This window comes from Nonomuraea pusilla (genome assembly GCF_900109355.1).
Taxonomy (GTDB): domain Bacteria; phylum Actinomycetota; class Actinomycetes; order Streptosporangiales; family Streptosporangiaceae; genus Nonomuraea; species Nonomuraea pusilla.
On sequence record NZ_FOBF01000024.1, the window covers coordinates 54155 to 76730 of the forward strand.

At 72.1% G+C, this 22576-nt stretch carries 23 protein-coding genes; 8 read left to right on the forward strand and 15 right to left on the reverse strand.

The genetic code is table 11. The features are described 5' to 3' along the window. Positions 1 to 61: 61 nt before the first annotated feature. From BMX74_RS35750 to BMX74_RS35760, 3 genes are read left to right on the forward strand one after another with little or no spacing between them, the layout of a single operon-like run. The gene (locus BMX74_RS35750) at positions 62 to 823 is read left to right on the forward strand and encodes a GntR family transcriptional regulator (protein ID WP_091104973.1); all 762 of its coding nucleotides are present in this window, start codon (positions 62 to 64) and stop codon (positions 821 to 823) included. A 13-nt stretch (positions 824 to 836) separates the two neighbouring features. After that, on the forward strand, positions 837 to 1511 hold the full coding sequence (locus BMX74_RS35755; RefSeq protein WP_055505519.1) for a phosphonatase-like hydrolase: 675 nt from the start codon (positions 837 to 839) through the stop codon (positions 1509 to 1511). Positions 1512 to 1564: 53 nt separating this feature from the next. Further along, a complete protein-coding gene (locus tag BMX74_RS35760) occupies positions 1565 to 1861 on the forward strand; it encodes a hypothetical protein (protein ID WP_055505520.1) in 297 nt (98 codons plus the stop codon). On the opposite strand, the gene BMX74_RS35765 is transcribed toward BMX74_RS35760, so the two are convergent. The 4 genes from BMX74_RS35765 to BMX74_RS46005 all read right to left on the reverse strand — a co-directional run bounded on the left by BMX74_RS35765 (position 1858) and on the right by BMX74_RS46005 (position 5695). Then, complete coding sequence (locus BMX74_RS35765) at positions 1858 to 2982, reverse strand: hypothetical protein (RefSeq protein WP_091104975.1); 1125 nt, start codon at positions 2980 to 2982, stop codon at positions 1858 to 1860. The genes BMX74_RS35760 and BMX74_RS35765 overlap by 4 nt on opposite strands. Then, positions 2979 to 4028 (reverse strand): TOMM precursor leader peptide-binding protein, encoded by a 1050-nt coding sequence (locus BMX74_RS35770; protein ID WP_055505522.1) that lies wholly within the window; start codon positions 4026 to 4028, stop codon positions 2979 to 2981. The genes BMX74_RS35765 and BMX74_RS35770 overlap by 4 nt, the downstream gene beginning before the upstream one ends. 260 nt (positions 4029 to 4288) lie before the next feature. Continuing rightward, positions 4289 to 4858: a dienelactone hydrolase family protein gene (locus BMX74_RS35775; protein ID WP_055505523.1), complete on the reverse strand. Its 570-nt coding sequence runs from the start codon at positions 4856 to 4858 to the stop codon at positions 4289 to 4291. A 162-nt stretch (positions 4859 to 5020) separates the two neighbouring features. After that, positions 5021 to 5695 carry an endo-1,4-beta-xylanase gene (locus BMX74_RS46005; protein ID WP_256257471.1) on the reverse strand — a complete coding sequence of 225 codons (675 nt, stop codon included), beginning with the start codon at positions 5693 to 5695 and terminating at the stop codon, positions 5021 to 5023. A 189-nt stretch (positions 5696 to 5884) separates the two neighbouring features. Between BMX74_RS46005 and BMX74_RS35785 the strand changes: the two genes are divergently transcribed. The 4 genes from BMX74_RS35785 (at position 5885) to BMX74_RS35800 (ending at position 10577) form a co-directional block, all read left to right on the forward strand. Then, the gene (locus tag BMX74_RS35785; protein WP_091104977.1) at positions 5885 to 7546 is read left to right on the forward strand and encodes a class I adenylate-forming enzyme family protein; all 1662 of its coding nucleotides are present in this window, start codon (positions 5885 to 5887) and stop codon (positions 7544 to 7546) included. 338 nt (positions 7547 to 7884) lie between these two features. Continuing rightward, positions 7885 to 8292, forward strand: a complete 408-nt coding sequence (locus BMX74_RS35790; protein WP_091104978.1) for a hypothetical protein — start codon at positions 7885 to 7887, stop codon at positions 8290 to 8292. Positions 8293 to 8351: 59 nt separating this feature from the next. Further along, positions 8352 to 8705 (forward strand): nuclear transport factor 2 family protein, encoded by a 354-nt coding sequence (locus BMX74_RS35795; protein WP_055505526.1) that lies wholly within the window; start codon positions 8352 to 8354, stop codon positions 8703 to 8705. Positions 8706 to 9284: 579 nt separating this feature from the next. Further along, positions 9285 to 10577, forward strand: a complete 1293-nt coding sequence (locus BMX74_RS35800; protein ID WP_091104980.1) for an MFS transporter — start codon at positions 9285 to 9287, stop codon at positions 10575 to 10577. 202 nt (positions 10578 to 10779) lie between these two features. Here the strand turns inward: BMX74_RS35800 and BMX74_RS35805 are convergent, their stop codons facing one another. Further along, complete coding sequence (locus BMX74_RS35805; RefSeq protein WP_091104982.1) at positions 10780 to 11532, reverse strand: metallophosphoesterase family protein; 753 nt, start codon at positions 11530 to 11532, stop codon at positions 10780 to 10782. A 254-nt stretch (positions 11533 to 11786) separates the two neighbouring features. Then, a complete protein-coding gene (locus BMX74_RS35810; protein ID WP_091104983.1) occupies positions 11787 to 12020 on the reverse strand; it encodes a hypothetical protein in 234 nt (77 codons plus the stop codon). Positions 12021 to 12118: 98 nt separating this feature from the next. Between BMX74_RS35810 and BMX74_RS35815 the strand changes: the two genes are divergently transcribed. Further along, positions 12119 to 12715 (forward strand): Uma2 family endonuclease, encoded by a 597-nt coding sequence (locus BMX74_RS35815; RefSeq protein WP_055505529.1) that lies wholly within the window; start codon positions 12119 to 12121, stop codon positions 12713 to 12715. Positions 12716 to 12888: 173 nt separating this feature from the next. On the opposite strand, the gene BMX74_RS35820 is transcribed toward BMX74_RS35815, so the two are convergent. The 9 genes from BMX74_RS35820 to mltG all read right to left on the reverse strand — a co-directional run bounded on the left by BMX74_RS35820 (position 12889) and on the right by mltG (position 22449). Next, positions 12889 to 15441 (reverse strand): phenylalanine--tRNA ligase subunit beta, encoded by a 2553-nt coding sequence (locus BMX74_RS35820; protein ID WP_091104985.1) that lies wholly within the window; start codon positions 15439 to 15441, stop codon positions 12889 to 12891. Further along, on the reverse strand, positions 15441 to 16481 hold the full coding sequence (gene pheS / locus BMX74_RS35825) for a phenylalanine--tRNA ligase subunit alpha (RefSeq protein WP_236714981.1): 1041 nt from the start codon (positions 16479 to 16481) through the stop codon (positions 15441 to 15443). Before pheS ends, BMX74_RS35820 begins: the two co-directional genes overlap by 1 nt. A gap of 142 nt (positions 16482 to 16623) precedes the next feature. After that, on the reverse strand, positions 16624 to 17709 hold the full coding sequence (locus BMX74_RS35830; RefSeq protein WP_055505532.1) for a sensor histidine kinase: 1086 nt from the start codon (positions 17707 to 17709) through the stop codon (positions 16624 to 16626). A 50-nt stretch (positions 17710 to 17759) separates the two neighbouring features. Beyond that, a complete protein-coding gene (locus BMX74_RS35835) occupies positions 17760 to 18563 on the reverse strand; it encodes a TrmH family RNA methyltransferase (protein ID WP_055505533.1) in 804 nt (267 codons plus the stop codon). 98 nt (positions 18564 to 18661) lie between these two features. Continuing rightward, positions 18662 to 19045 carry a 50S ribosomal protein L20 gene (gene rplT, locus BMX74_RS35840; protein WP_043622113.1) on the reverse strand — a complete coding sequence of 128 codons (384 nt, stop codon included), beginning with the start codon at positions 19043 to 19045 and terminating at the stop codon, positions 18662 to 18664. A gap of 28 nt (positions 19046 to 19073) precedes the next feature. Continuing rightward, positions 19074 to 19268, reverse strand: coding sequence for a 50S ribosomal protein L35 (gene rpmI, locus BMX74_RS35845; protein ID WP_055505534.1), 195 nt, complete (start codon positions 19266 to 19268; stop codon positions 19074 to 19076). Positions 19269 to 19388: 120 nt separating this feature from the next. Further along, entirely contained in the window at positions 19389 to 19997 is a 609-nt protein-coding gene (infC, locus tag BMX74_RS35850) for a translation initiation factor IF-3 (protein ID WP_082535341.1), read from the reverse strand. Positions 19998 to 20303: 306 nt separating this feature from the next. After that, complete coding sequence (locus BMX74_RS35855) at positions 20304 to 21176, reverse strand: shikimate dehydrogenase (protein WP_091104986.1); 873 nt, start codon at positions 21174 to 21176, stop codon at positions 20304 to 20306. A gap of 118 nt (positions 21177 to 21294) precedes the next feature. Further along, positions 21295 to 22449 (reverse strand): endolytic transglycosylase MltG, encoded by a 1155-nt coding sequence (gene mltG / locus BMX74_RS35860; protein ID WP_055505536.1) that lies wholly within the window; start codon positions 22447 to 22449, stop codon positions 21295 to 21297. Positions 22450 to 22576 lie beyond the last annotated feature (127 nt).

Below are 22576 nucleotides of genomic sequence, written 5' to 3' on the forward strand. Positions count from 1 at the left end.
GGATATTTCTGCGTACGGGGCACTTATCGGGAGTGTCGGTTGTCCTGTATTGTCAACTCGCATGGACGGACCTCTGCACGAACGCGTCGCCGCCGACCTGCGCCGCCGCATCAGCGCGGGCGAGCTGCCGGTGGGCTCGGCCCTCCCCTCGGAGTCGCAGCTGTGCGAGCAGTGGGGCGCCTCCCGCGGCCCGGTCCGCCAGGCCCTCGCCACCCTGCGCGCCGAGGGCCTCATCGGCGGCGGGCGCGGCCGGCCGCCCGTCGTGCGCAGCAGCACCGCGCCGCAGCCGTTCGAGACCTTCCTGTCGTTCTCGCGCTGGGCCCGCCAGATGGGCCGCACCCCCGGCCAGCGCACGCTGGAGATCGCCAGGCGGCCCGCCTCACCGCAGGCCGCCGACGTCCTGGGGCTGGACGAGGGCGAGCCCGTCGTCCAGCTCCTCCGGCTGCGGCTGCTCGACGGCGTGCCGGCCATGATCGAGCGCACCACGTTCGTCTGGCCGGTGGGGCGGCTGCTGTTCGACTTCGACTGCGACTCCGGCTCGGTCTTCGCCTACCTGAGCGGGTGCGGCGTGGACCTGAGCACCGCCCGCCACACCATCGACGCCGTCACCGCGGGCGAGGACGACTGCGCGCTCCTCGGCATCGCGCCGGGCGCGGCGCTGCTGCGCGAGCGCCGCCGCACCTCGTCCGCCGACGGCGAGCCCGTCGAGTACTCCGACGACCGTTACCGGCCCGACCTGGTCTCGTTCACGATCGAGAACTCCCAGCAGGCCCTGCCGGCGCTGCTGCGCAGCCCGGCCGTCACGGCCGTCCCACACCCTTGAGGAGACAGAAACCATGATCGAACTGGCGGTTCTCGACATCGCCGGCACCACCGTCGAGGAGCACGGCGCCGTCTACGTCGCCCTGGAGGAGGCCGTGCGCGCCGCCGGCGGCCGTCCCGGCAGGCAGGACGTCGAACGCTGGATGGGCGCGGACAAACGCGAGGCCATCACGGCCATGCTGACCACGCCCGAGGCCGCGCCGCCGCCCGAGACGGTGGAGTCCGCCTTCGCCGACTTCCGCGACCGGCTGCGCCGGGCGTACGCCGAGCGGCGGCCGTCCCCGCTGCCCGGCGTCCCCGAGGCGATCGCAGCGCTGCGCGCCGCCGGGGTCAAGGTGGCCCTCACGACCGGGTTCGACCGCGAGGTGACGGCGGGGCTGCTGGCCGAGGTCGGGTGGGACGACGGCGTGCTCGACGCCGTGGTCTGCGTGGACGACGTCGCCGCGGGCCGCCCGGCACCTTACATGATCTTCCGGGCGATGGAGGCGACGGGGGTGCGCGACGTCGCGCGGGTGCTGACGGCGGGCGACACGGTCCGCGACCTCGAAGCCGGGACGAACGCCGGGGCGGCGATCGTGGCGGGCGTCCTCACCGGCGGACTCGACGCATCGGCGCTCGGCGCGGTCCGCCACACCCACCTCCTGCCCAGCGTCGCGGCCATCCCCGCCCTCCTGGGCCTCCCCGGCTGACGATCGCGCCTGGCGTGCCCCAAAAGTGACCGGGCATCACTAGCGTGCCACCCATGCGCAAACCTCTCTTAGCGGCGCTCGCCGCCGCCTCGGTCCTGCTCGCCCAGGCCCCGGCCGCCTCGGCCGCGGCGCAGACCCACGCCGCCGGCTGGTGCTCCGAGAAGCAGCCGAGCGGCAGGTACTACTACAAGCACGCCAAGCACTGGGACTGCGTCTCCCCCGGCGCGTACTGCGCCAAGGAGCAGCGCGGCCAGTACGGCTACTCGATGCGCGCGGCGGCCCACGCCAAGCGGTACAAGTGCGCGCCGTACGCCGGGGGCGCCTGGCGCTGGAAGCCGGCTCCCGCCTAGGAGCGGCCGGTGACGCCCGCCGCCTCCGGGCGGCGGGCGGACAGGCGCGCCGGCAGGCGGCGGGCGAGGACGACGAGGTAGACGAGCCAGCCGGCCGCCACGACGGCCAGCGTGGCGGCGGGCTGCCAGGCCGGAGCCCCCGCGTCCAGCTCCTCCAGCGACCGCCGGCAGACCGCCACCGTCACCGGCACCGTGTACGCCGCGAAGAACGCCAGCCCCAGCACCCGTCCCACGACCAGGAACCAGGCGTAGGCGCGCACCCCGCGCCGGGTCCCCGCCCGGCGTCCCGGCCGTCTGGCCAGGACCTCCCGCAGGTACGCCTGCGCGTCGGCCATGAGGTTCTTCTCGCCCGCCGCGTTGGCGAAGGCGTAGTAGACGTCGGTGCGCATGAAGAACAGGAACTGCCAGGCGATCTGCGACAGGCAGATCACCATGACGAGCCGTACCGGGCCGGAGTCGAAGGCGAAAAGGACGCAGGCCGAGACGCAGACGAGGAACCAGTCCGCGCGCATCCCGGCCAGGTGCGCGCGGTAGCGGGCCCTCCTCGGCACGCCCCAGACGCCGGTGATCCGCGTCTGGACGACGAGGAACTGCAGGCGCGTGCCGAGCGACAGCTCCGCCCGCACGCCCAGCGAGCGGGCGGCGGCGATGTGCGCGAGCTCGTGCGCGAGGACGAGCAGCCACGACCCGGCGGCGAACGCGACCGTGAAGGTCAGGCTGTTGGACCACACGAGCGAGGAGAAGCCGGGCAGGACGCGCGGCTCGGCGACGGCCGCGGCGACGGCGCAGACGGTGAGCAGCAGCAGGACGGCGTCGGCGGGGCGGGAGAACAGCCAGGCGACGTGGCCGGGCCTGATCCTGTCCCACAGGTTGGGCGGGCGTTCTGGCCTGGCCAGCAGCCCGGCGCTCTCCAGCCCGGTGACGAACCCCGCCACGTCCACGTCCACGCCGCGCTCCGCGAGGACGCGCGCCCGGACCTCCTCGGCGGTCCTGGTGCCGTCGAGCGCGGCGACGACGGCCGCGGCGACGCCCGGGACGTGGACGAACGTCTCGCCGTTGCCGATCACGTAGTCGTCGGGGCCGTCGGCCACGACCGTGAGGAACGACAGGTCGGTCTTCACCCGCAGACCTCACAGTCGGGCAGCCGGTCGAAGTCCCAGCCGGTGGTGGTGAAGGTGAGCAGGTCGAGCCAGACGCTCCTGCCCTCGACCGCCGGGGCTCCGGTGCCGGTGAGGTACCTGATCACCTCGGAGGCGAGCATGCCGGAGACGATCCCGCACAGCGGCCCGAAGGACGGGATCGTCCGGCCGGGGTTGTCGGAGGACGGCAGCTCGCGGGAGCCGTACCGGGAGGCGAGGGCGCGCTCCTGGCAGGCCAGGCACCCCGTCTTGCCGGGGACGACGAGCGGGCCGACGAGCCCGGTGTGCTGGTTGAACCCGCCGGTGACGAACGGCGTCCCGGCCTCGACGCAGGCCCGGTTGACCCAGCGGCGGATGTGCGGCTGCGGCGTGTCCACGGTGTTGACGACGAGGTCGGCGGCCGTGACGACGTCGGCGGGGCCGGTGATGCGCCGTTCCACGGTGGTGACCTCCAGCCCGGGGCAGTGCTCGCGCAGCGTGCGGGCGGCGGCCTCGATCTTGGGCGTGCCGACGTCGCGCCCGGTGTAGAGGTGCTGGCGGTGCAGGTTGGCGGGCTCGACGCGGTCGTCGTCCAGCAGGGTGAGCGCGCCGACGCCCGAGGTGGCGAGGTGCAGCGCGACGGCGCCGCCGATCGCGCCCGCGCCGAGCACGGCGACGTGCCTGCCGGCCAGCCCGGCGAGCGCGGAGGCGGCCTCCTGGGCGGGGTGGAACATCGACAGGAACAGCGCGAGGCGGGAGAGCGGGGCGTCGGCGGCGAGGACGTCCAGGTCGGCGTCGGTGACGAGGATCCGCGCGGCGAGAAGCCGCTCGACGGCCGCGTCGAGCTCGGCGGGCGGCACCTCGGGGACGAGCGCGGGCAGCGCGTCGCGCTCGACGGGGGTCTCTGCGCACAGCCTGAGCAGGCGGCGCAGGGGCGGCGGCGCGGGGTCCAGGATCTGGCCGGTCGGGGGGAAATCGCCGAGGCGCACGCGCTCGCGGGCGTCGTCGACGAAGAGCGGGAACGCCGGATTGACCTGGATCTTCGGCATGCGGGCTCCGGAGGGGTGGTGTGGGGCCTCACGGGGAGGCCCCACGGACGCGCGGGCGGTCAGCAGCTGTTGCTGTTACCGGTGGTCTCGACTTCCTCGACCTTCTTGATCTCGATCGTCATCGTGCGATCCTTCCCTCGATCTTGATGGGTCGAGGAGATCGTAAAGAAAACGACAGAGAAAAGGGAGACCCAATGACGTTATGTGGCGCTATTGGTGCCGTAGGTGTTGAAGTCATGTAAATATGGCCGTAAATCGGGTTAAATGCGGGAGAGGAACGCGATGACCCGTTCCCACATGAGCTTCGCCGACGTCTCGCAGTAGCCCGGCAGGTCGGGGTCGGCGAACAGGTGCGCCTCCCCCGGGTAGGTGAACCACTCGAACCCCGGCCCGACCGCCGCCGCGAGCTCCGCGATCTCCCCCTCGTCCACCCAGGGGTCGCCCTCGCTGTGGTGCACCTGGACCGGGACGTGCCGCGGCCAGGCCCCGTCGGTCACCTCGTCCACGGTCACCCCGCCGTGGAACAGCAGCGCGCCCCTGGCCATCGGGTGGTTGGCGGCCAGGAGCTGCGCCCCGTACGCACCGAGCGAGAACCCGGCGAAGACCACCGGTCCGGACACCTCACCGCCGATCGCCCGGAAGCGGCGCGCCAGTTCCTCCATGCCGACCTCGTCCCGCTTGCGCAGCCCGGACTCGATGTCGGCGAACACCTCGCCGTCGTAGTAGTCGGGCGTCCGCACGGTGTGCCCGCCCGCCCGTAGTGTCTCCGCCGCCACGGCCACCCCCGGCCTCAGGCCCTGCGCGGAGTGCAAGAGGATGATCTCTGCCATGACGCCCTGTGTATCACCGGCCGGTGCGATGAGCTAGAAGGACAATTCGGACGGAAATTTCCGTGAAATATCCCCCGGGCGGAACCGTCACGGCCGCCCGGGGGAAAGGCGCGGGAAAGCGTGGGAAAGCGTGGGAAAGCGTGGGAAAGCGTGGGAAGGGCGTCAGGAACAGGTGTAACCCGACGGCGTCCGGGTGTCGCCGTTCGGCCTGCTCACCTGGAAGCCGAACGTCGTGCTCGCGTCCGGCGCCGGCGACCCGTTGTAGGCGAGGTTCTCGGCGGTGACCGTCTGGCCGGTGACGCTCAGGGCCGCGTTGTCGGCGTAGCGGCCGACGACCTGGGCGATGTGGTTCCGCATGGCCGCGCGCATGGCGGTGGCGTCCAGGCCCTGCACGCAGCCCGGCGTCTGGTTGTGCCAGACGAGGGTGTGGCCGTGGACCTGCTGGTCGTTCTGCGCCGCGAAGTTCACGACGGCGTCGGCGCCGCTGAAGTCGAACCGGCCCTGGCTGGGCTCGGTGGCGTCCCACTTCATCGCGTTCTCGGCGGTGACCTGGCTGAACTCGGTGGCGGCGATGGAGCGGTACTGCGTCTCGCCCGACAGCGGGCCGGTCGCGAGCGCGGCGCCGACGAACTTGCCGCGCCTGGCGGCGTGGGCGCGCAGCGGCGCGGCCGCGTCGGCCGGGACGCCGGGCAGGAGGAACGCGGCGAACAGCCCTGAGAGGGCGGCCGCCAGGGGATGAGGGATGGACGCACGGGCATGTACCTCCGCAGGCAGGCATTTCCGAAAATTTTCGAGAACGTTCCGATCGCTGCGATAACGGTATTGACCTGCCTGCACATGGTCAATGGACGCTCGGGGAAGCCGCCATATCGACAGCTAGGGATCTGAAAGTATCGCGTTCATCATGAAACTTTCATATCCCCTCGTGGACGGCCCGGAGGACCGTTTCACCTGCCCTAGCGCGGCGTACCTACCGGTCGGTACTGTGATTCATCCGGATTGCCGTCCACTGCGGGAGTTCTGCGCATGTCTCTTACGCACGCCCAGGTTCAGGCTCAGCTCACCGGCCCCGGCCAGCTCTTCGAGATGGAGGAGATCGGCGACACCGGCGTACGCACGTGGAAGCACGCCCCCGCCCACTTCCGCACCCTCCTGGAGATGAGCAGGTTCCACGGCGAGAAGACCTTCCTGGTGTACGAGGACGAGCACATCACCTTCGAGGAGCACTTCCGCCGCGCCGCCACCCTCGCCCGCCGCCTCGTCGAGGAGTACGGCGTCACCAAGGGCGACCGGGTCGCCGTCGCCATGCGCAACTACCCCGAATGGGTCGTCTCCTTCTCCGCCGTGCTGGCCGCCGGAGCCATCGCGGTGCCGCTCAACGCCTGGTGGACCGAGCCCGAACTGGCGTACGGCGCGCGCGACTCCCGCGCCAAGCTGATCATCGCGGACGGCGAGCGCGCCGCCAGACTCGCCTCCACCGGCGTGCCCCTGATCGTCACCCGCGGCGACGGCCCGGCGGGCGCGCGGACGTTCGCCGACGTCATGGGCGAGGTCACGGCCGACGTCAAACTGCCCGACGTCGAACTCTCCCCCGAGGACCCGGCCACGATCTTCTACACCTCCGGTACCACCGGCAGCCCCAAGGGCGCGCTCGGCAGCCACCGCAACCTCGGCCAGTCCCCCATGACCGTCGCGTACGGGCTGATGCGCGCCGTCGCCATGTCCGGCAGGGACCCCGCGGAGGCCGCCGGGGCGCGCCGGGTGACCCTGCTGACCGTGCCGCTGTTCCACGTCACCGGCTGCTTCTCCGCCATGACCGGCATGATGTTCACCGGCGGCGGCCTGGTGCTCATGTACAAGTGGGACCCCGAGCAGGCGCTGCGGCTCATCGAGCGCGAGAAGGTCACCACGATGATCGGCGTGCCCACCAACGCCTGGCAGCTCATGTCCCACCCCGACTTCGGCAGGTACGACCTGTCGTCGCTGACCACCCTCGGCTACGGCGGCGCGCCCGCCCCGCCCAAGCTGCTGGAGCGCATCACCGAGAACCTGCCCGACCGGGCGCCGTCCAACGGCTACGGCATGACCGAGACGACCGCGCTCGCCATCGGCAACGGCGGCGCCGACTACCAGGCCAGGCCCGACAGCATCGGCCTGCCCTCCCCCGTCGTGGACGTCCGCGTCGTCGGCCCCATGGGCGACGTCCTGCCGCCCGGCGAGGTGGGCGAGCTGTGCCTGCGCGGCCCCAACGTCATCCTCGGCTACTGGAACAAGCCCGAGGCGACCGCGCAGACCTTCGTGGACGGCTGGCTGCACACCGGCGACCTCGGCAGGATCGACGAGGAGGGCTTCGTCTACATCGTCGACCGCGCCAAGGACATGGTCATCAGAGGCGGCGAGAACGTCTACTGCGCCGAGGTCGAGGCCGCCCTGTTCGAGCACCCGGCCGTGGACGACGCCGCCGTCATCGGCGTCCCGCACGACGAGCTGGGCGAGGAGGTCGGCGCCGTCATCCGGCTCGCGCCCGGCGCGACGGCCACGCCCGAGGAGCTCCGGTCGTTCCTGGCGGACCGCATCGCCAAGTTCAAGATCCCCGTACACGTCTGGTTCCGCGACGCCGAACTGCCCCGCAACCCGGGCGGCAAGATCCTCAAGACCCACCTCCGCAGGGAGATCCTCGGCGCCTGACCCACCCTCACCCGGGGCCGCCACCAACGAACCGGCGGCCCCACCACCACCCTCCCGCAGCGCCCTCCCAAGCCGCCCGTCGTCCGTCCGTCCGGGTGGGGCTCTCCGCCATCCCGCTGGGCCCGGCGGCCGTCGGCGCCCGCCGCTCCAGCCCGTCTCCGGGCCTCCCGCCGCGGCTCTCCTGGCCGCCACCGCTCCGCAGCGCGAGCATTTTTCGGTACGTCACCGCAGGTCGAGGGTAGGATGCCGTCCGGCATTACCTCCCGCGTAATCGCGGCGCCTATCCCCCGGCTGCGATCGTTCAGGTGTCGGAACGAGACACCTGAAGGAGATCCGAAATGACCGCCCTCCCCGTCACTGCCGAGCGGACCAAGTTCCTGCGCCTCGCGCTGGCCCTCGACGCCGTCGTCACCGGCGCGAACGGGCTGGTCTACCTCGCGTTCGCAGGCCCGGTGAGCACCCTGCTCGGCCCCGGTGCCGGCCTGCTGCGCGAGATCGGGATCTTCCTCCTCGTGTACGGCGCCGCCGTCGGCGTCATCGCCTCCCGCCCGGCCATCAGCGCCGCCGCCACCAAGGCCGTGATCGGGCTGAACATCGCCTGGACCCTGGCCAGCGTGGGTGCCGTCGTGACCGGCTCGGCTGACTTCACCACGATCGGCGCGATCTGGGCCATCGCCCAGGCCATCGTGGTCGCGGTCTTCGCCGAACTGCAGATCACCGGCCTGCGCAAGGCCCGCACCCTCTGACCTGACCACCCACCTCAGAACATCCTCAGAACACCACTGACCATAAGGAAAGGCACGCCATGAACCTGCTCGACCGTTACGTCGCCGCCTGGAACGAGACCGACGCCGAGGCCCGCGCCAAGGCCGTCGCCGAACTGTGGACCGAGGACGCCACCTACACCGACCCGCTGGCCGACGTCGCCGGCCACGCCGGCATCGCCGCCGTCATCGAGGGCGCGCAGGGCATGTTCCCCGGCCTGGTCTTCAGCGCGGGCGAGCAGTACGACACCCACCACAACATCGCGAGGTTCACCTGGCACCTCGGCCCGGCCGGGGAGGAGCCGGTGGCCGTCGGGTTCGACGTGGTGGAGCTCGCCGAGGACGGCAGGATCCGCAAGGTGCTCGGCTTCCTCGACAAGGTCCCGGCCGCCTGACGCCCTCGCCCACCCACCCACCGCAAGGCCCCCGCTCCACCGGGGGCCTTCGCCATGCCCAGAGCCACCGCAACCGCCCGAGGCGGGCCCCCGACGGCGCCCAGGTAGAGCCCGCCGTGCTCCTGGGCCGGCCGGGCGGGGTGGCATGGTCTCCCGCATGGCGGCCCGGCGGCCCGCGTGGTGTCTCACGTCGGTCCGGTGCGGTGGCGTTGTCCGGTGTTGCACGCTGGCCGGGCCGCTGCAGTGGCCCCGGCCCGAGCCGCCGGTGACACCCCAGACGCCTCCCCGCGCGACCGCCGTGTGACACCAGAGCGCCTCTCCCCGCCTGAGCGGTACGTGTGCCGCCGCGCCCCTCCTCCTCCGACCGCCTGCCCTCGCAGAGCCGCCCGGATGGGGACGCCCGACCGATACGTGTGCCAAGACGGCTCTCCCTCTCCGACCGCCTGTTCGTGCACAGCCGCCCGGAGAGGGAGGAGCGGGCTCTCCTCCCTGGCCCCTGCCGGATTCCCCCTGCGGGACTCCCCTGCCGGGCGGAAAACGGTTTGCCCTGACACGTTCCCCCTCCGACAATGTGACCCTGTGCCCGACCGACTGAAGCGCCTGCTCCGCCACCTCGTCCTCGACCTGAGCCCGCTGCGCTCGTCCCGCGACTTCCGGCTCCTGTTCAGTTCCGGCTTCGTCACCATGTTCGGGACGTTCGTCTCGATGGTGGCGGTGCCGTACCAGATGAAGGAGCTGACCGGCTCCTACCTCGCGGTCGGTCTGGTGAGCCTGGCGGAGTTCGTGCCGATGGTGGTGTGCGGGCTCTGGGGCGGCGCCATCGCCGACGCGCTCGACCGCCGCAAGATCATTGTGCTGAGCGAGCTGGGCCTGCTGCTGACGTCGCTCGGGCTCATGGTCAACGCCATGCTGCCCACCCCGCAGGTGTGGGTCCTGTACGTCACCGGCGCGATCGCCACCGGTGTCGGCAGCCTGCAGCGGCCCAGCCTGGAGGCGCTGATCCAGCAGGTCGTCCCGCACGACCAGCAGGGCGCGGCGGCGGTGCTGAACAGCATGCGCTGGAACATCGGCGCCATCGCGGCCCCGGCGCTGGGCGGCTTCCTCGTGGCGGCGCTCGGCCCGGCCGCCGCGTACGGCATCGACGCGCTGACGTTCCTGCTGTCGCTCATGCTGCTCTACCGCATCGGCTCCGTGCCGCCCGGCGAGGACGCCGCGCCCGCCTCGCTGCGGTCGCTCGCCGAAGGCATCCGGTACGCGGCCGGACGCGGCGACCTCCTGGGGACGTACCTCGTGGACATCGCCGCCATGGTGTTCGCGATGTCCACGGCGCTGTACCCCTTCCTGGCCGACGAGCTGGGCGCGCCGGAGGCGCTCGGCCTGCTGTACTCCGCCGGGGCGGTGGGCGCCCTCGTCTCCTCGCTCGGCGGCAACTGGGCGGCCCGCGTGCAACGCCAGGGCCTCGGCGTGATCGTCGCGGCGGCCGTGTGGGGCGTGGCGGTGGCGCTGGCCGCGATCGCGCCGGGGTTCTGGGCGGTGTTCGCCTGCCTGGCCCTGGCCGGGGCCGCCGACATGATCAGCGGCATCTTCCGCATGACGATGTGGAACCAGACCATCCCGCAGGAGCTGCGCGGGCGGCTGGCCGGCATCGAGCTGCTGTCGTACGCGAGCGGGCCGATGGTGGGCAACGCCCGCGCCAGCTTCATGGCGCAGCTCGGCGGCACCAGGTTCTCCCTGGGCCTGGGCGGGCTGCTCTGCGTGGCCGCCGTGGCCGCGCTCGGCGCCGCCCTGCCGGCCTTCCGCCGCTACGACGCGCGGACCAGCCTGCACGCCCAAGCGGAGAAAGCCCGCCGCGAAGCCACCACCCCCGCCTGACGACCGACATCCGTCACGCCGGCGGGGCCACCTCGTGGACCGACATCCGTCACGCCGGCGGGGCCACCTCGTGGACCGACATCCGTCACGCGGGGGCGGGGGCCACCTCGTGGACCGACATCCGTCACGCGGGGGCGGGGGCCACCTCACTGGCCGGGGGCCCGTCATGCTGGGGCGGGGTCGGCTCGTGGGGCGGGGGCCGTCAGGTTGAGGAGGGGCGGCCCTCCAGTTCGGCGAAGACGCGCAGCGCCTCCGTGTCGGAGTACGTGGACGTCACGTACTCCGACACCCACTCCTCGATCCCGTCGAACCCGCTCTCGGCGCGCAGCCGCCGCCCCACCTCCTCCGCGTCGAGCGGCGTGCGCCGCAGCGTCACCGCGCCGGTCTCGCCGTCGAGCAGCGCCCAGTGCGCTCCGGGCGTGCCGTACGCCATCCCGATCGCCCCCGGGTTGACGATGAGGACGCGGTCGGCCAGCCGGACGAACGGCATGTGCGTGTGGCCGAGCACCACCGTGTCGGCCCGCTCGCCCGCCAGCACCTCGGCCCACCGCTCCAGCGAGCTGTCGACCAGGATCATCTCCTGGTCGTCGCGCGGCGTGGCGTGCACGAACAGCGTGGTGCCCAGGCGGCCGAGGTCGAGCTCCTGCCGCTGCGGCAGCCCGGCCAGCAGCTCCACCTGGTCGGGACGCAGCTGCTGCGCCGCCCACCGCGAGATCTCGTACGGGCTCGGCCCGCCCTTGGCCGCCTCGACCAGTTCCCTCTCGGCGTTGCCGTTGACCCAGATCGCCCGCTCCCCGAGCCCGACCAGCAGGTCGAGCGTCTCGACGGGCATCGGGCCCGCCGCGATGTCGCCGGTCAACGCGATCAGGTCGGCCGCGGCCACGTCGGGCTCGCTCAGGACGGCCTCCAACGCCGGCAGGATTCCATGGATGTCAGAAAGGACTGCGATACGCATGCCCCCAGCCTCCTCCTCGACACCCACTCCAGGACGCCGCTTTCGCCCAGAGCACAGGCGCAACACCGGTGATCAGCCGCGCGTCGAGCGCAGCGCGGAAGGGTCCGCCACCGCGACCTCCGAGGAGCGCTCGCGACTCCTCGCACCATCCGATCCGAGAGGCAGTCATCCGGTCCGAGGGGCGCTCAAGACTCCTCGCGCCATCCGGTCCGAGAGGCGCTCGCGACTCCTCGTACCATCCAGCCGAGGGGCGCTCAGGACTCCTCGCGCCATCCGTCGTGCCGCTCCACCAGTTCGTCCACCCTGGCCAGGCTGTCCGGGTCGAGGTCCTCGGCCACGACGAGCCACTGGGCGTCCTCGGCGTCGTCCTCGCCCGCGAGGGTCTCGCGCACCACCCGCGGCACGCCCAGCTCCGGGAACCACTCGGCCAGCGTCTCGGCGACCTCCTCGGCGGCGTCACGCTCGGCGAAGACCAGTAGCTGCCTCATGCGACCGCATTCTGCCAGCCCGCACGGCCCCGGCGCGGCCGCGCTCACGCTGGGCGAACAGGAGTTCACACAGCGTCGTGACGCGCTACCGTAACGGCATGACAGCAGAAGCCGACCTGGACGACGGGCCGGGGCTGCCGGAGTGGCTGATCCCACCGCCGCAGGGGTTCGTCGCGGAAGACCTCGACCGCCTGCCCGGCCTCCCCCTGCACGCGGAGCTGATCGACGGCAGCCTCGTCTTCTTCAGCCCGCAGACCGCCTTCCACTCGTGCTCGCTGTCGCTGTTCCAGCTGGAGCTGGGCCGGGCGGTCCCGCCGGGCTTCCGCGTGCTGCGCCGTACGAGCCTCATCCTCGACGAGGACCAGCGCCCGCAGCCCGACCTCTGCGTCACGCGCTTCGACGGCCCGCGCGACCCCGGCCACGCCTACCGCGGCCACGACGTCAGGCTGGTGGCGGAGGTCGTCTCGGCCGACTCGCGCTCGCGCGACCGCAAACGCAAGCCCGCCCTGTACGCCGAGGCCGGCATCCCCCACTTCTGGCGGGTCGAGAACGATCGCGGCAGGCCCGTGGTCTACGTCTACGAGCTCGACCCGGCCACCGCCTCCTACGTCGTCACCGGCATCCACCGCGGCCGCCTGCGCCTGGCGGTGCCGTTCGAGGTCGACATCGACCTCGCCCGCATCGACCATTTCTGAACGGCGCCCCGGCTCGCTCGGGAACGACGGAGCCCGGGGCGCCGGGGCCGGACGGAGTGCGTCCAGCCCCGGCGACCCGGGCCCGTGCCGGCGTCGCCGGCAGCCGCGCGGCAGCCGGTGCAGGCGCTGCCGTCAGCGGCGTAGCTCCGCGGCAGCCCGTGTCGGCGCTGCCGTCAGCCGCGCAGCTGCGCGCCGACCCGGTCGGCGGCCATGGCGACGGCGGTGTCCCTGGCCGCGGTGGTCTCCTCCACGGTCAGCGTGCGGTCGGGCGCGCGGAAGCGCAGGGTGTACGCCAGCGACTTGTTCCCCTCGCCCACCTGCTCGCCGGTGTAGACGTCGAACAGCCGGATCGACTCCAGCAGCTCGCCCGCGCCGTCGCGCAGCGCCGCCTCCACGTCCGCGACGGGCGTGAAGTCGGGCACGATCAGTGCGACGTCCTGCGTCGCCACCGGGTACGCCGAGACGGCGGGCGTCTCGACGGGGCCGGGCATGGCGCTCTCCAGCCGCGACAGCTCCAGCTCCATCGCGGCGGTGCGCGGCGGCAGCCCGTACGCCTCGATGACGCGCGGGTGCAGCTCGCCGGCGTGCCCGACGAGGGTGTCGCCCACGTAGAGCGCGGCGCACCGGCCCGGGTGCCATGGCTCGTGCTGGTCGGCGCTGATCGACAGCTCCACCCGCGCCTCGGCGGCGACGAGCCTGGCGGCCTGCACGGCGTCGGCCCAGGACGCCTGGCGTCCAGCGCCCCACCAGCCGGACCGGTCGAACTCACCGGCGAGCACGACCGCGACCCGCACCGGCTGGTCGGGCAGCGCCGCCTCGACGGAGGCGAGCTCCTCGGGGGTGGGCCTGCGCTCGACGCCGAGCACCGGCGCGGTGCCGGAGGCGCCCTCGCGCGGCCGGTAGACCGCGCCGGTCTCGAACAGCGCCACGTCGGAGAAGCCCCGCCCGATGTTGCGCACCAGGGTCTTGAGCAGACCCGGCAGCAGCGTCGTGCGCATCAGCGGCTCGTCCTCCGACAGCGGGTTGGCCAGCCGGACGGCGCGGCGGCGCGCGTCGTCGGCGGGCAGCAGGAGCCGGTCGAAGTCGTCCTCGCTGACGAACGGGTAGGCGAGCACCTCGACGTGGCCGCTCTCGGCCAGCGCCCTGCCGACCCGCCTGCGCAGCCGCTGCCCCTCGGTCAGCCCGGCGCCCGCGGGCGCCGACGGCAGCACCGACGGCAGGCCGGCGTAGCCCTCCAGCCGGATGACCTCCTCGGCCAGGTCGTTGGGGTCGGTCAGGTCGGGGCGCCACGACGGCGGCGTCACCGTGATCATGTCCTCGCCGGTGACGGCCAGCCTGGCCGCCAGCTCGCCGCCGGTGACGACGCCGGTGGGGTCGACGCCGCCCTGCCGGGTGGCCGGGTCGGCGCCGCCGGCGACGACGCAGCCGATCTGCTCCAGCCGGCGTACCACGGTCTCCTTGGCGTACGTCACGCCCGCGACCCGGCCGGGGTAGCCGGCCGGGATCGCGATGCGCGCCGGCTCCACCTCGACCTCGGCGTGGGTGACGCCGGGCTGCACGGTGGCGCCGCCCAGCTCGGCGAGCAGCTGCACGGCCCGCCATGACGCGACGAGCGGCAGCTCCCTGTCGACGCCGCGCTCGAACCGCTTGGACGCCTCGGACACCAGGCCGTGCCTGCGCGACTCGCGCGAGATGCCGGTGGCGGAGAAGTGCGCGGCCTCGATGACGATGTCGGTGGACGCGTCGGAGATCTCGGTCTCCAGGCCGCCCATCGTGCCCGCCATCGAGATCGGCCCCGACTGGTCGGTGATGAGGATGTCGTCGGGGTCGAGGTCGCGTACGACGTGGTCGAGCGTCTCCAGGCGCTCGCCCTGCCGCGCCCTGCGCACGACGATCTCACCGGTCAGCTTGGCCCGGTCGAACGCGTGCAGCGGCTGGCCGAGCTCCAGCATGAGGTAGTTGGTGATGTCGACGGCCAGCGAGACCGGCCGCATGCCGGCGCGGGTGAGGCGTACCCGCATCCAGAGGGGGCTGCGGGCGGCGGGGTCGAAGCCGCGCACCTCGCGCAGCACGAACCTGTCGCAGGCCGTGGGGTCGGCGATCGAGGCCGGCCAGGACGGGCCGTCGGCGGCGGGCACCTCGACGGCGGCGGGGTCGCGGAACTCCACGCCGAACGCGGTGGCCGCCTCGCGGGCCACGCCCCTGATCGACAGCGCGTAGCCGACGTCGGGCGTGATCTCCAGCTCGATGACGTCGTCGCGCAGGCCGAGCAGCTCGACCACGTCGGCGCCGATGGGCGTGCCGGGCGGCAGCACCATGATGCCGGCGTGGTCGTCGCCCAGGCCCAGCTCGCGCTCGGAGCAGATCATGCCTTCGGACATGCGCCCGTACGTCTTGCGGGCGCCGACCTCGAACCCGCCGGGCAGCACGCCGCCGGGCAGCACGACCGGGACGCGGTCGCCCACCACGAAGTTCGTGGCGCCACAGACGATCTCCCGGGGCGTCGCCTCGCCGACCTCGACCCTGCAGTGCCTGATGGGCTTCTTGAAGCCGGTGAGCTCCTCGATCTCCAGCACCTCGCCGACCACGACGTTCTTGACGTCGTGCCCGTGGGAGGCGATGGACTCGAGCTTCAGCCCTGCGGCCGTGAGCTTGTCGGCCACCTCCTGAGCGGTGGCCGCCGGGAGATCGACATACTCCCGCAGCCAGGAGAGCGGGACCTTCATCAGATCTCCATTCCGAACGGGAGCGTGAAGCGCACGTCTCCCTCGACCATGTCACGCATGTCCTCGGCGTTGTGGCGGAACATCAGCGTCCGCTCGATGCCCATGCCGAACGCGAACCCGGAGTACCGCGCCGGGTCGATGCCGCACGCCACCAGCACGCGCGGGTTGACCATGCCGCAGCCGCCCCACTCGATCCAGCCCTCGGACTTGCAGGTGCGGCAGGGCGGGTTGCCCGGGACGGCCGAGGCGCCGCGGCAGACGAAGCACTTGAGGTCCATCTCGGCGGACGGCTCGGTGAAGGGGAAGTAGTTCGGCCGGAACCGGGTGGTGATGCCCTCGCCGAACATGACCTCGGCGAACCGGTCGAGCGTGCCCTTCAGGTGGGCCATCGTCAGCCCCTCGTCGACCGCCAGCCCCTCGACCTGGTGGAAGACCGGGGTGTGGGTGGCGTCGAGCTCGTCGGTGCGGAACACCTTGCCGGGCGAGACGACGTACACGGGCAGCTCGCGCTGGAGCAGCGCGCGGATCTGCACCGGCGACGTCTGCGTGCGCAGCACCATGCCGGACCCGGTGGAGCCGACGAAGAACGTGTCGTGCTCGGAGCGCGCCGGGTGGTCGGTGGCGATGTTGAGCGCGTCGAAGTTGAACCATTCGCCTTCGAGCTCGGGCCCCTCGGCCACCTCGTAGCCCATCGCGACGAATGTGTCGGCGATGCGCTCCTGCAGCGTGGTGATGGGGTGGCGGGCTCCGCGCGGCCGGCGGTCCCACGGCAGGGTGACGTCGACCGTCTCCTCGACGAGCACCCGGGCGTCGCGCTCGGCCTCCAGCTCGGCCTGGCGGGCGGCGAGCGCCTCGTTGATCGTCCTGCGGGCCGTGCCGACCCGCTTGCCCGCCTCGGCGCGGGCGGCCGGCGGCAGCGCGCCGATCTCGCGGTTGGCCAGGGCGATGGGCGAGCGGTCACCCGCGTGCGCCAGCCTGGCCTGCTTGAGTGCGTCGAGGCTGTCGGCCGCCTTGATCGCCGCCAGGGCGTCGGCCTCCATGCGCGACACCTCGTCGGCATGCAACGGTGTGACCTCGACGGGGTCGTAGTCAGACAAGAGAGAGCTCCGTATCCAGGGCTTGAGCGGACAAGAGTCTAGTGGGGGCCGCCCACCGGGCCGACTCGCCGCCGCCGTGCCAGACCTAGGAGGCGAAGTCGGGAGTGCCGGTGGGCAGGGTAAATCGGAACTCGGCGCCGCCCTCGGGGGCGCGCTGCACGGTGATGGTGCCGCCGTGGGCCTCGACCAGGCCCTTGACGATGAACAGCCCGAGACCCGTGCCGCCGCGCCTGCGGCTGTTGCCCCGCCAGAACTGCCTGAAGACGCGCGGAGCCAGCTCGGGCTCGATGCCCTCGCCCTCGTCGCGCACCGACACGGCCACTCCCCATCCGACGGACTCGATCTCAATGGTCACGGTTCCGCGCCCGTGGCGCACCGCGTTTTCCACCAGGTTACCCAGGATCTGGTCAATCTTGTCCTGGTCGAGCCACATCTCAGGGAGATCGTCGCCCACGACGAGGCGGAAGCGGCCCTCGTGCTCGCCCGCCGCGACCCGGCCGGCGACGAGCCTGCGGGCCCTCGCCGGGATGTCGACGACCTGGCGGCGGACCTCCAGCCGCCCCGACTCGATGCGCGAGACGTCGAGCAGTTCGGTGATGAGCCTGGTGACCCGGTCGGCGTCGTTGTTGACCGTCTCCAGCATGACGAGCTTCTGCTCTTCGGTGAAGCGGCTCCACTTGGCCAGCAGCGTGGCGGTGAACCCCTTGACGCTGGTGAGCGGCGAGCGCAGCTCGTGGGCGACCGTGGAGACCAGGTCGGCGCGGCTGCGCTCCAGCCGGGCGCGCGCCCCGCCGTCGCGCAGGGTGATGGCCACCCGCTCGACGTCGCCGCCGCGCTCGGGCTCGCGCACCAGCCGGGCCGCGACGTACAGCTCCTGGCCGCCGGGCAGGTGCAGCGGCCGCTCCGGCACCCTGCTGCGGGTGCGCAGGCCGCCCTCGGGGTCGAGGGCCTTCCACCACTCGCGGCCGTCGTGGTCGCGGAGGGGGAACACGTCGTTCATGTCTCTGCCGACCGCGCGCTCCATCGGGACGCCGGTCAGGCGGGACGCCGCCCGGTTGACCGCGAGGACGCGGCCGTACCTGTCGGCGACGATGAGGCCGTCGGGGAGGTCGTCGATGGCGATCGTGCACGCGGCGGCCACCACCCGCCCGTCGGTGTCTGCGCCGTGCAACGCCTCGCCCTCCTCCGCTACATCGCCGACAATAGCGGGTTTCCCGTCGCCTAGGGCACTCGCTGGGACCTCGCGGAGGAGTAAAGGCACACCGCCGCGGCGGTGGCCAGGTTGAGACTTTCAGCCTGTCCGTAGATGGGCACTCTGACCACATCGTCCGCCTCGGCGAGCACCTCCTCCGGGAGTCCCCAGGCCTCGTTTCCGAAGATCCAGGCGGTGGGTCCCGACAGGTCCACGTCGTCGAGCGTGTGCCTGCCCGCGCCGTCGGCGGCGAGCACGCGCAGGCCGCGCTCCCTCAGTTGACGCACGGCGGCGCTCACCGGTGCACCGATGACGACGGGCAGATGGAACAGGCTGCCCGCGCTCGCGCGCACGCACTTGCCGTTGTACGGGTCGACGGAGGCGTCGGTGAAGATCACCGCGTCGGCCCCGGCGGCGTCGGCCGCCCGCATGACGGTGCCCGCGTTGCCCGGGTCGCGTACGTGCGCCAGCACCGCGACCAGCTCCGGCCGGCCCGCCAGCGCGGCGTCCAGGGGCGCGTGGACGAACGCGCAGACCGCGACCAGCCCCTGCGGCGTGACCGTCTGGGACAGCTCGGAGATCACCTCGCCGCTGGCCCGGTGCACCGGCACGCCCTTCAGCGTCGCCTCGGTGATCAGCTCGGGGTGGCGCAGCTCGGCGTCGGCCGTGGTGAACAGCTCCAGCACCACGCCGTCGAGCTTCAGCGCCTCGCGCACCGCCTGCGGCCCCTCCGCGAGGAACCTGCGGTCCTGCTCCCTGAAGGCCCGTTTGGTGAGCCGTCTGGCCGCCTTCACGCGTGGCGACCTGACGTTGGTCAGCTCGGATCCCGCCATGCTCTCCCTCTGCTTCCCTTACGGGCCCGTACACATAGCAAAAGGGCCCACCGTCACGGTGGGCCCCCTTCAGAGCCCGTCCGGGCCCGTCAAACGCCTCAGCTCGCGGCCGGGGCGTTCACGTTCGCCGGGAGCGCCTTCTTGGCGGCCTCGACGAGCGTGGCGAAAGTCTGGCTGTCGTTCACCGCGAGATCGGCGAGGATCTTGCGGTCGACCTCGATGTTGGCCAGGCGCAGGCCCTGGATCAGCCGGTTGTACGTCATGCCGTTCTGACGGGCGGCGGCGTTGATCCGCTGGATCCACAGACGACGGAACGCACCCTTGCGGTCCTTGCGGTCCCGGTAGGCGTACGTCATCGAGTGGAGCATCTGCTCCTTGGCCTTGCGGTACAGACGCGACCGCTGGCCGCGGTAACCACTCGCCCGCTCGAGGACAACCCTGCGCTTCTTCTTGGCGTTGAGCGCCCGCTTCACGCGTGCCATGTTTCTTCTCCCCGGGGATTCGCGCTACTTACTTGGCGAGCAGCTTCTTGATCTTCTTGGTGTCGGCGTCGGAAAGGACGACCTCGTTCTTGAGACGGCGCGTCAGCGTGGACGACTTCCACTCGTTGTAGTGCGCGCGGTTGGCACGGCGACGCTTGACCTTGCCGGAACCGGTGAGCCGGAACCGCTTCTTCGCACCGCTGTGCGTCTTCATCTTCGGCATGTCGCCGTCTCTCCTCAATTCGGTCGTGCCGGTGGCCGGGCCGGTGCATGCCGACCCGGTCGCGGCGTCTTCGTCTGCCGGTGGCTGTGGGGTGTCTGTAAGGCTAACCCCAACCGTGCGTCAGGCTTCCCCTGCGGGAGGCTCCTCGCTGCCACGCTGCGCCTTGGCGGCGGCCTTCTCGGCCTTCGCCTCGGCCTTCTTCTTGTGCGGACCGATCACCATGATCATGTTACGGCCGTCCTGCTTGGGCTGGGACTCGACGAAGCCCAGCTCCTGGACGTCCTCCGCCAGCCGCTGCAGGAGCCGGAAGCCCAGCTCCGGCCGGGACTGCTCGCGTCCACGGAACATGATCGTGACTTTGACCTTGTCCCCGGCCTTCAGGAACCGCACCACGTGACCCTTCTTGGTCTCGTAGTCGTGCGGGTCGATCTTCGGCCGGAGCTTGATCTCCTTGATGATCGTGTGCGCCTGATTCTTGCGCGCCTCGCGCGCCTTCATCGCGGACTCGTACTTGAACTTGCCGTAGTCCATGAGCTTGCACACGGGCGGTCGAGCAGTGGCCGCGACCTCGACGAGGTCGAGGTCGGCCTCCTGGGCGAGCTTCAGGGCGTCGTGGATCGAGACGATGCCTACCTGCTCGCCGTTCGGGCCCACGAGGCGAACCTCGGGAACTCGGATACGCTCGTTGATGCGGGGCTCAGTGCTGATGGGGCCTCCTAGGTTTGCGATCCCTACGTGCTCGTCGTGCCGGGAGCCCTCGCTGACGCGAAAAGCCCCGCACGTCGCGCATGCGGGGCCACTGAGCTCTTCGGCTTCGTGGCCTTTGAGCTCCCCGGAGTAGTCCGGCGTGATCCTGGACCCGGCCGCCTCGCGGCGACTCAGGTGGGAGGGAGACCTCCGCTTGCGCGTCCAGCAGAACATGCCGGACCGATCAGAGAGCTACGCTACCACAACCACGGACGTTCCTCGAATCTTCCCCGGCGGGCCCGTCCGGCACGCAAAAGTCGCGCAGGGGGACGGGAAACGGCGGGTCGATCAGCCGCGCGTCTCCGCCGTGCGGCGGGCGAGTTCCGCCTCCCCGGCGGCGCGCATGACCTCCAGCGGCACGTCCGGGCGGCCCGTCATCAGCTCCACCTGGCGCACCGCCTGGTGCAGCAGCATCGCGAAGCCGCTCACCACGGTGCCGCCCGCCGACGCGACCGCCGACGCCGCGGCCGTCGGCCACGGGGAGTAGACGACGTCGAACAGCGCGGGCACCCGGGCCAGCCGCCCGGCGTACGCGTCGGCCGCGCCGCCCGGCAGCGTGGAGACCACCAGGTCGGCGTCGAGGCAGGCCTCCAGCTTGTCGAGCGTCTCCACCGCGAGCGCCACGCCGAGCCGCTCGGCCACCTCGGCCGTCTCCCCCGCCCTGGCCGGGTCGCGCACCAGCAGGGTCGCGGCGTGCAGCCCCAGGTTCCGCAGCGCCGCCAGCGCGGAGGCCGCGGTCGCGCCGCCGCCGAGGACCACGGCCGAGCGCGGCGCGGGCACCCCCGCCTCGGCCAGTGCCCGCTCGATGCCGTGGACGTCGGTGTTGTCGCCGTGCGCGCGGCCCTCGCGGAAGACGACCGTGTTGGCGCCGCCCACCTCGACGGCCGACTGGGAGACGGTGTCGAGCAGGGGCAGGACGGCCCGCTTGAGCGGCATCGTCAACGACAGGCCCGCCCAGGCGTCCCCGCGCTCCGCCTCACCGGCGGTTCCTCGCGCGCCGCGCAGTGGCCTGAGCCCGGCCAGCAGCCCGGGCAGGCGCTCCTCGTCGCACTCGTACGCCTCGTACGTCCAGTCTTCGAGGCCCATGGCGGCGTACGCGGCCCTGTGCAGGCAGGGCGAGAGCGAGTGCCTGATGGGCGACCCGAGAACCGCGGCCCGCATCCAGTCTCCTTCCACGCAGGACAGCACGAACCCTATCGCGCCGCCCCTCACCCCTGGACGCGACAGGCGCCGCCCCTGCCCGGGGACGGCGCCTGCGGTGCGACGAGCCTGCGGCGGCTCAGCCGCCGTTCCTGCGGTACTCCGCGAGCAGGGCCTGGCGCTCGGCCTCGGTGGAGGCGAACTTGGTGACCTGGCTCTTCGGGTCGGTCGCGATGAACCAGAGCCAGTCGCCCTTCGCCGGGTTCAGCGCCGCCTCGATGGCGTGGTCGCCCGGGTTCGCGATCGGGCCGGGCGGCAGGCCGAGGTACTTGTACGTGTTGTACTTCGACTTGGTCTCCAGCTCGGCGTGCGTGGCGGCCGTGCCGTACTTCTTGAGCGCGTACATGACCGTGCTGTCCATCTCGAGCTTCATCTGCGGGTTGCGCTCAAGGCGGTTGTAGATCACGCGGGCGATCTTCGGCATGTCCTCGGGGCGGCCGGCCTCGGCCTGCACGATGCTCGCGATGACGACGATCTCGTGCGGCGTGTGGCCGAGGTCCTTGGCTCCGCCCACCAGGTCGACCTTCTCCGCCGTCTGCTTGAACCGCTTGACCATCTCGGCCAGCATGCCGCGCGGCGTGGTCTTCGGCGGGAAGTCGTACGTGGCGGGGAAGGCGTAGCCCTCCAGGCCGCTCTTCGCGTAGCCGGGAAGGTCGAGCTCCTTGACGTTCTTGGCCGCCGCGAGGAACTCCTTCTCGGGCCTGCCGGTCTGCTTCGCGAGCTGGGTGAGCGTGTCGGACAGCCGCAGGCCCTCCTTGAGCTGCACCTTGAGGAGCATCCGGTTGTCCGGGTCGAGCAGCTGCACCACCGCCTGCGCGGCGGGCAGCTTCTTGCGCAGCTTGTACTGCCCCGGCTGCAGCGCGCCGCTCTTGCCGGCGTTGGCGACCGCGTTGGTGAAGGCCCTGGCGCTGGCTACGACCCCCTGCCGCTCCAGCTCCTGCGCCACGTCCGACGCGTTCTGGCCGTCCTTGATCTCGATGATCACCTCCCCCGTGCCCTGACCGGTGTAGTCGTCGGCGACGAGGGCGTCACTCAGCCACAGATAGCCGTAGTAGCCGCCGCCGCCGATGATGCCCGCGAGGACGACGAAGGCGAGCAGCGGGGCGACGAAGCCGCCCCTGTTGCGCCGGCGGCGCCGTCGCCGGCCGCCGCCGCGGTTGCCACGGGCCCGGCGCCGCGAACGACCCTCGTCGTCCTCGGTGCCGAGCAGATCGTTCAGATCGAGATCGCTCATAGGTGCGCTGGCCAATCTCCCGGTACGGCCGGCCCGGCGTCAAGCGGCTGTGCCGGACCGGCTGAGCGGAACGGGGGGATCCGCCGGGCATGCTGCGATGGCCAGCGGAGATCACTCTGGGTAGCCA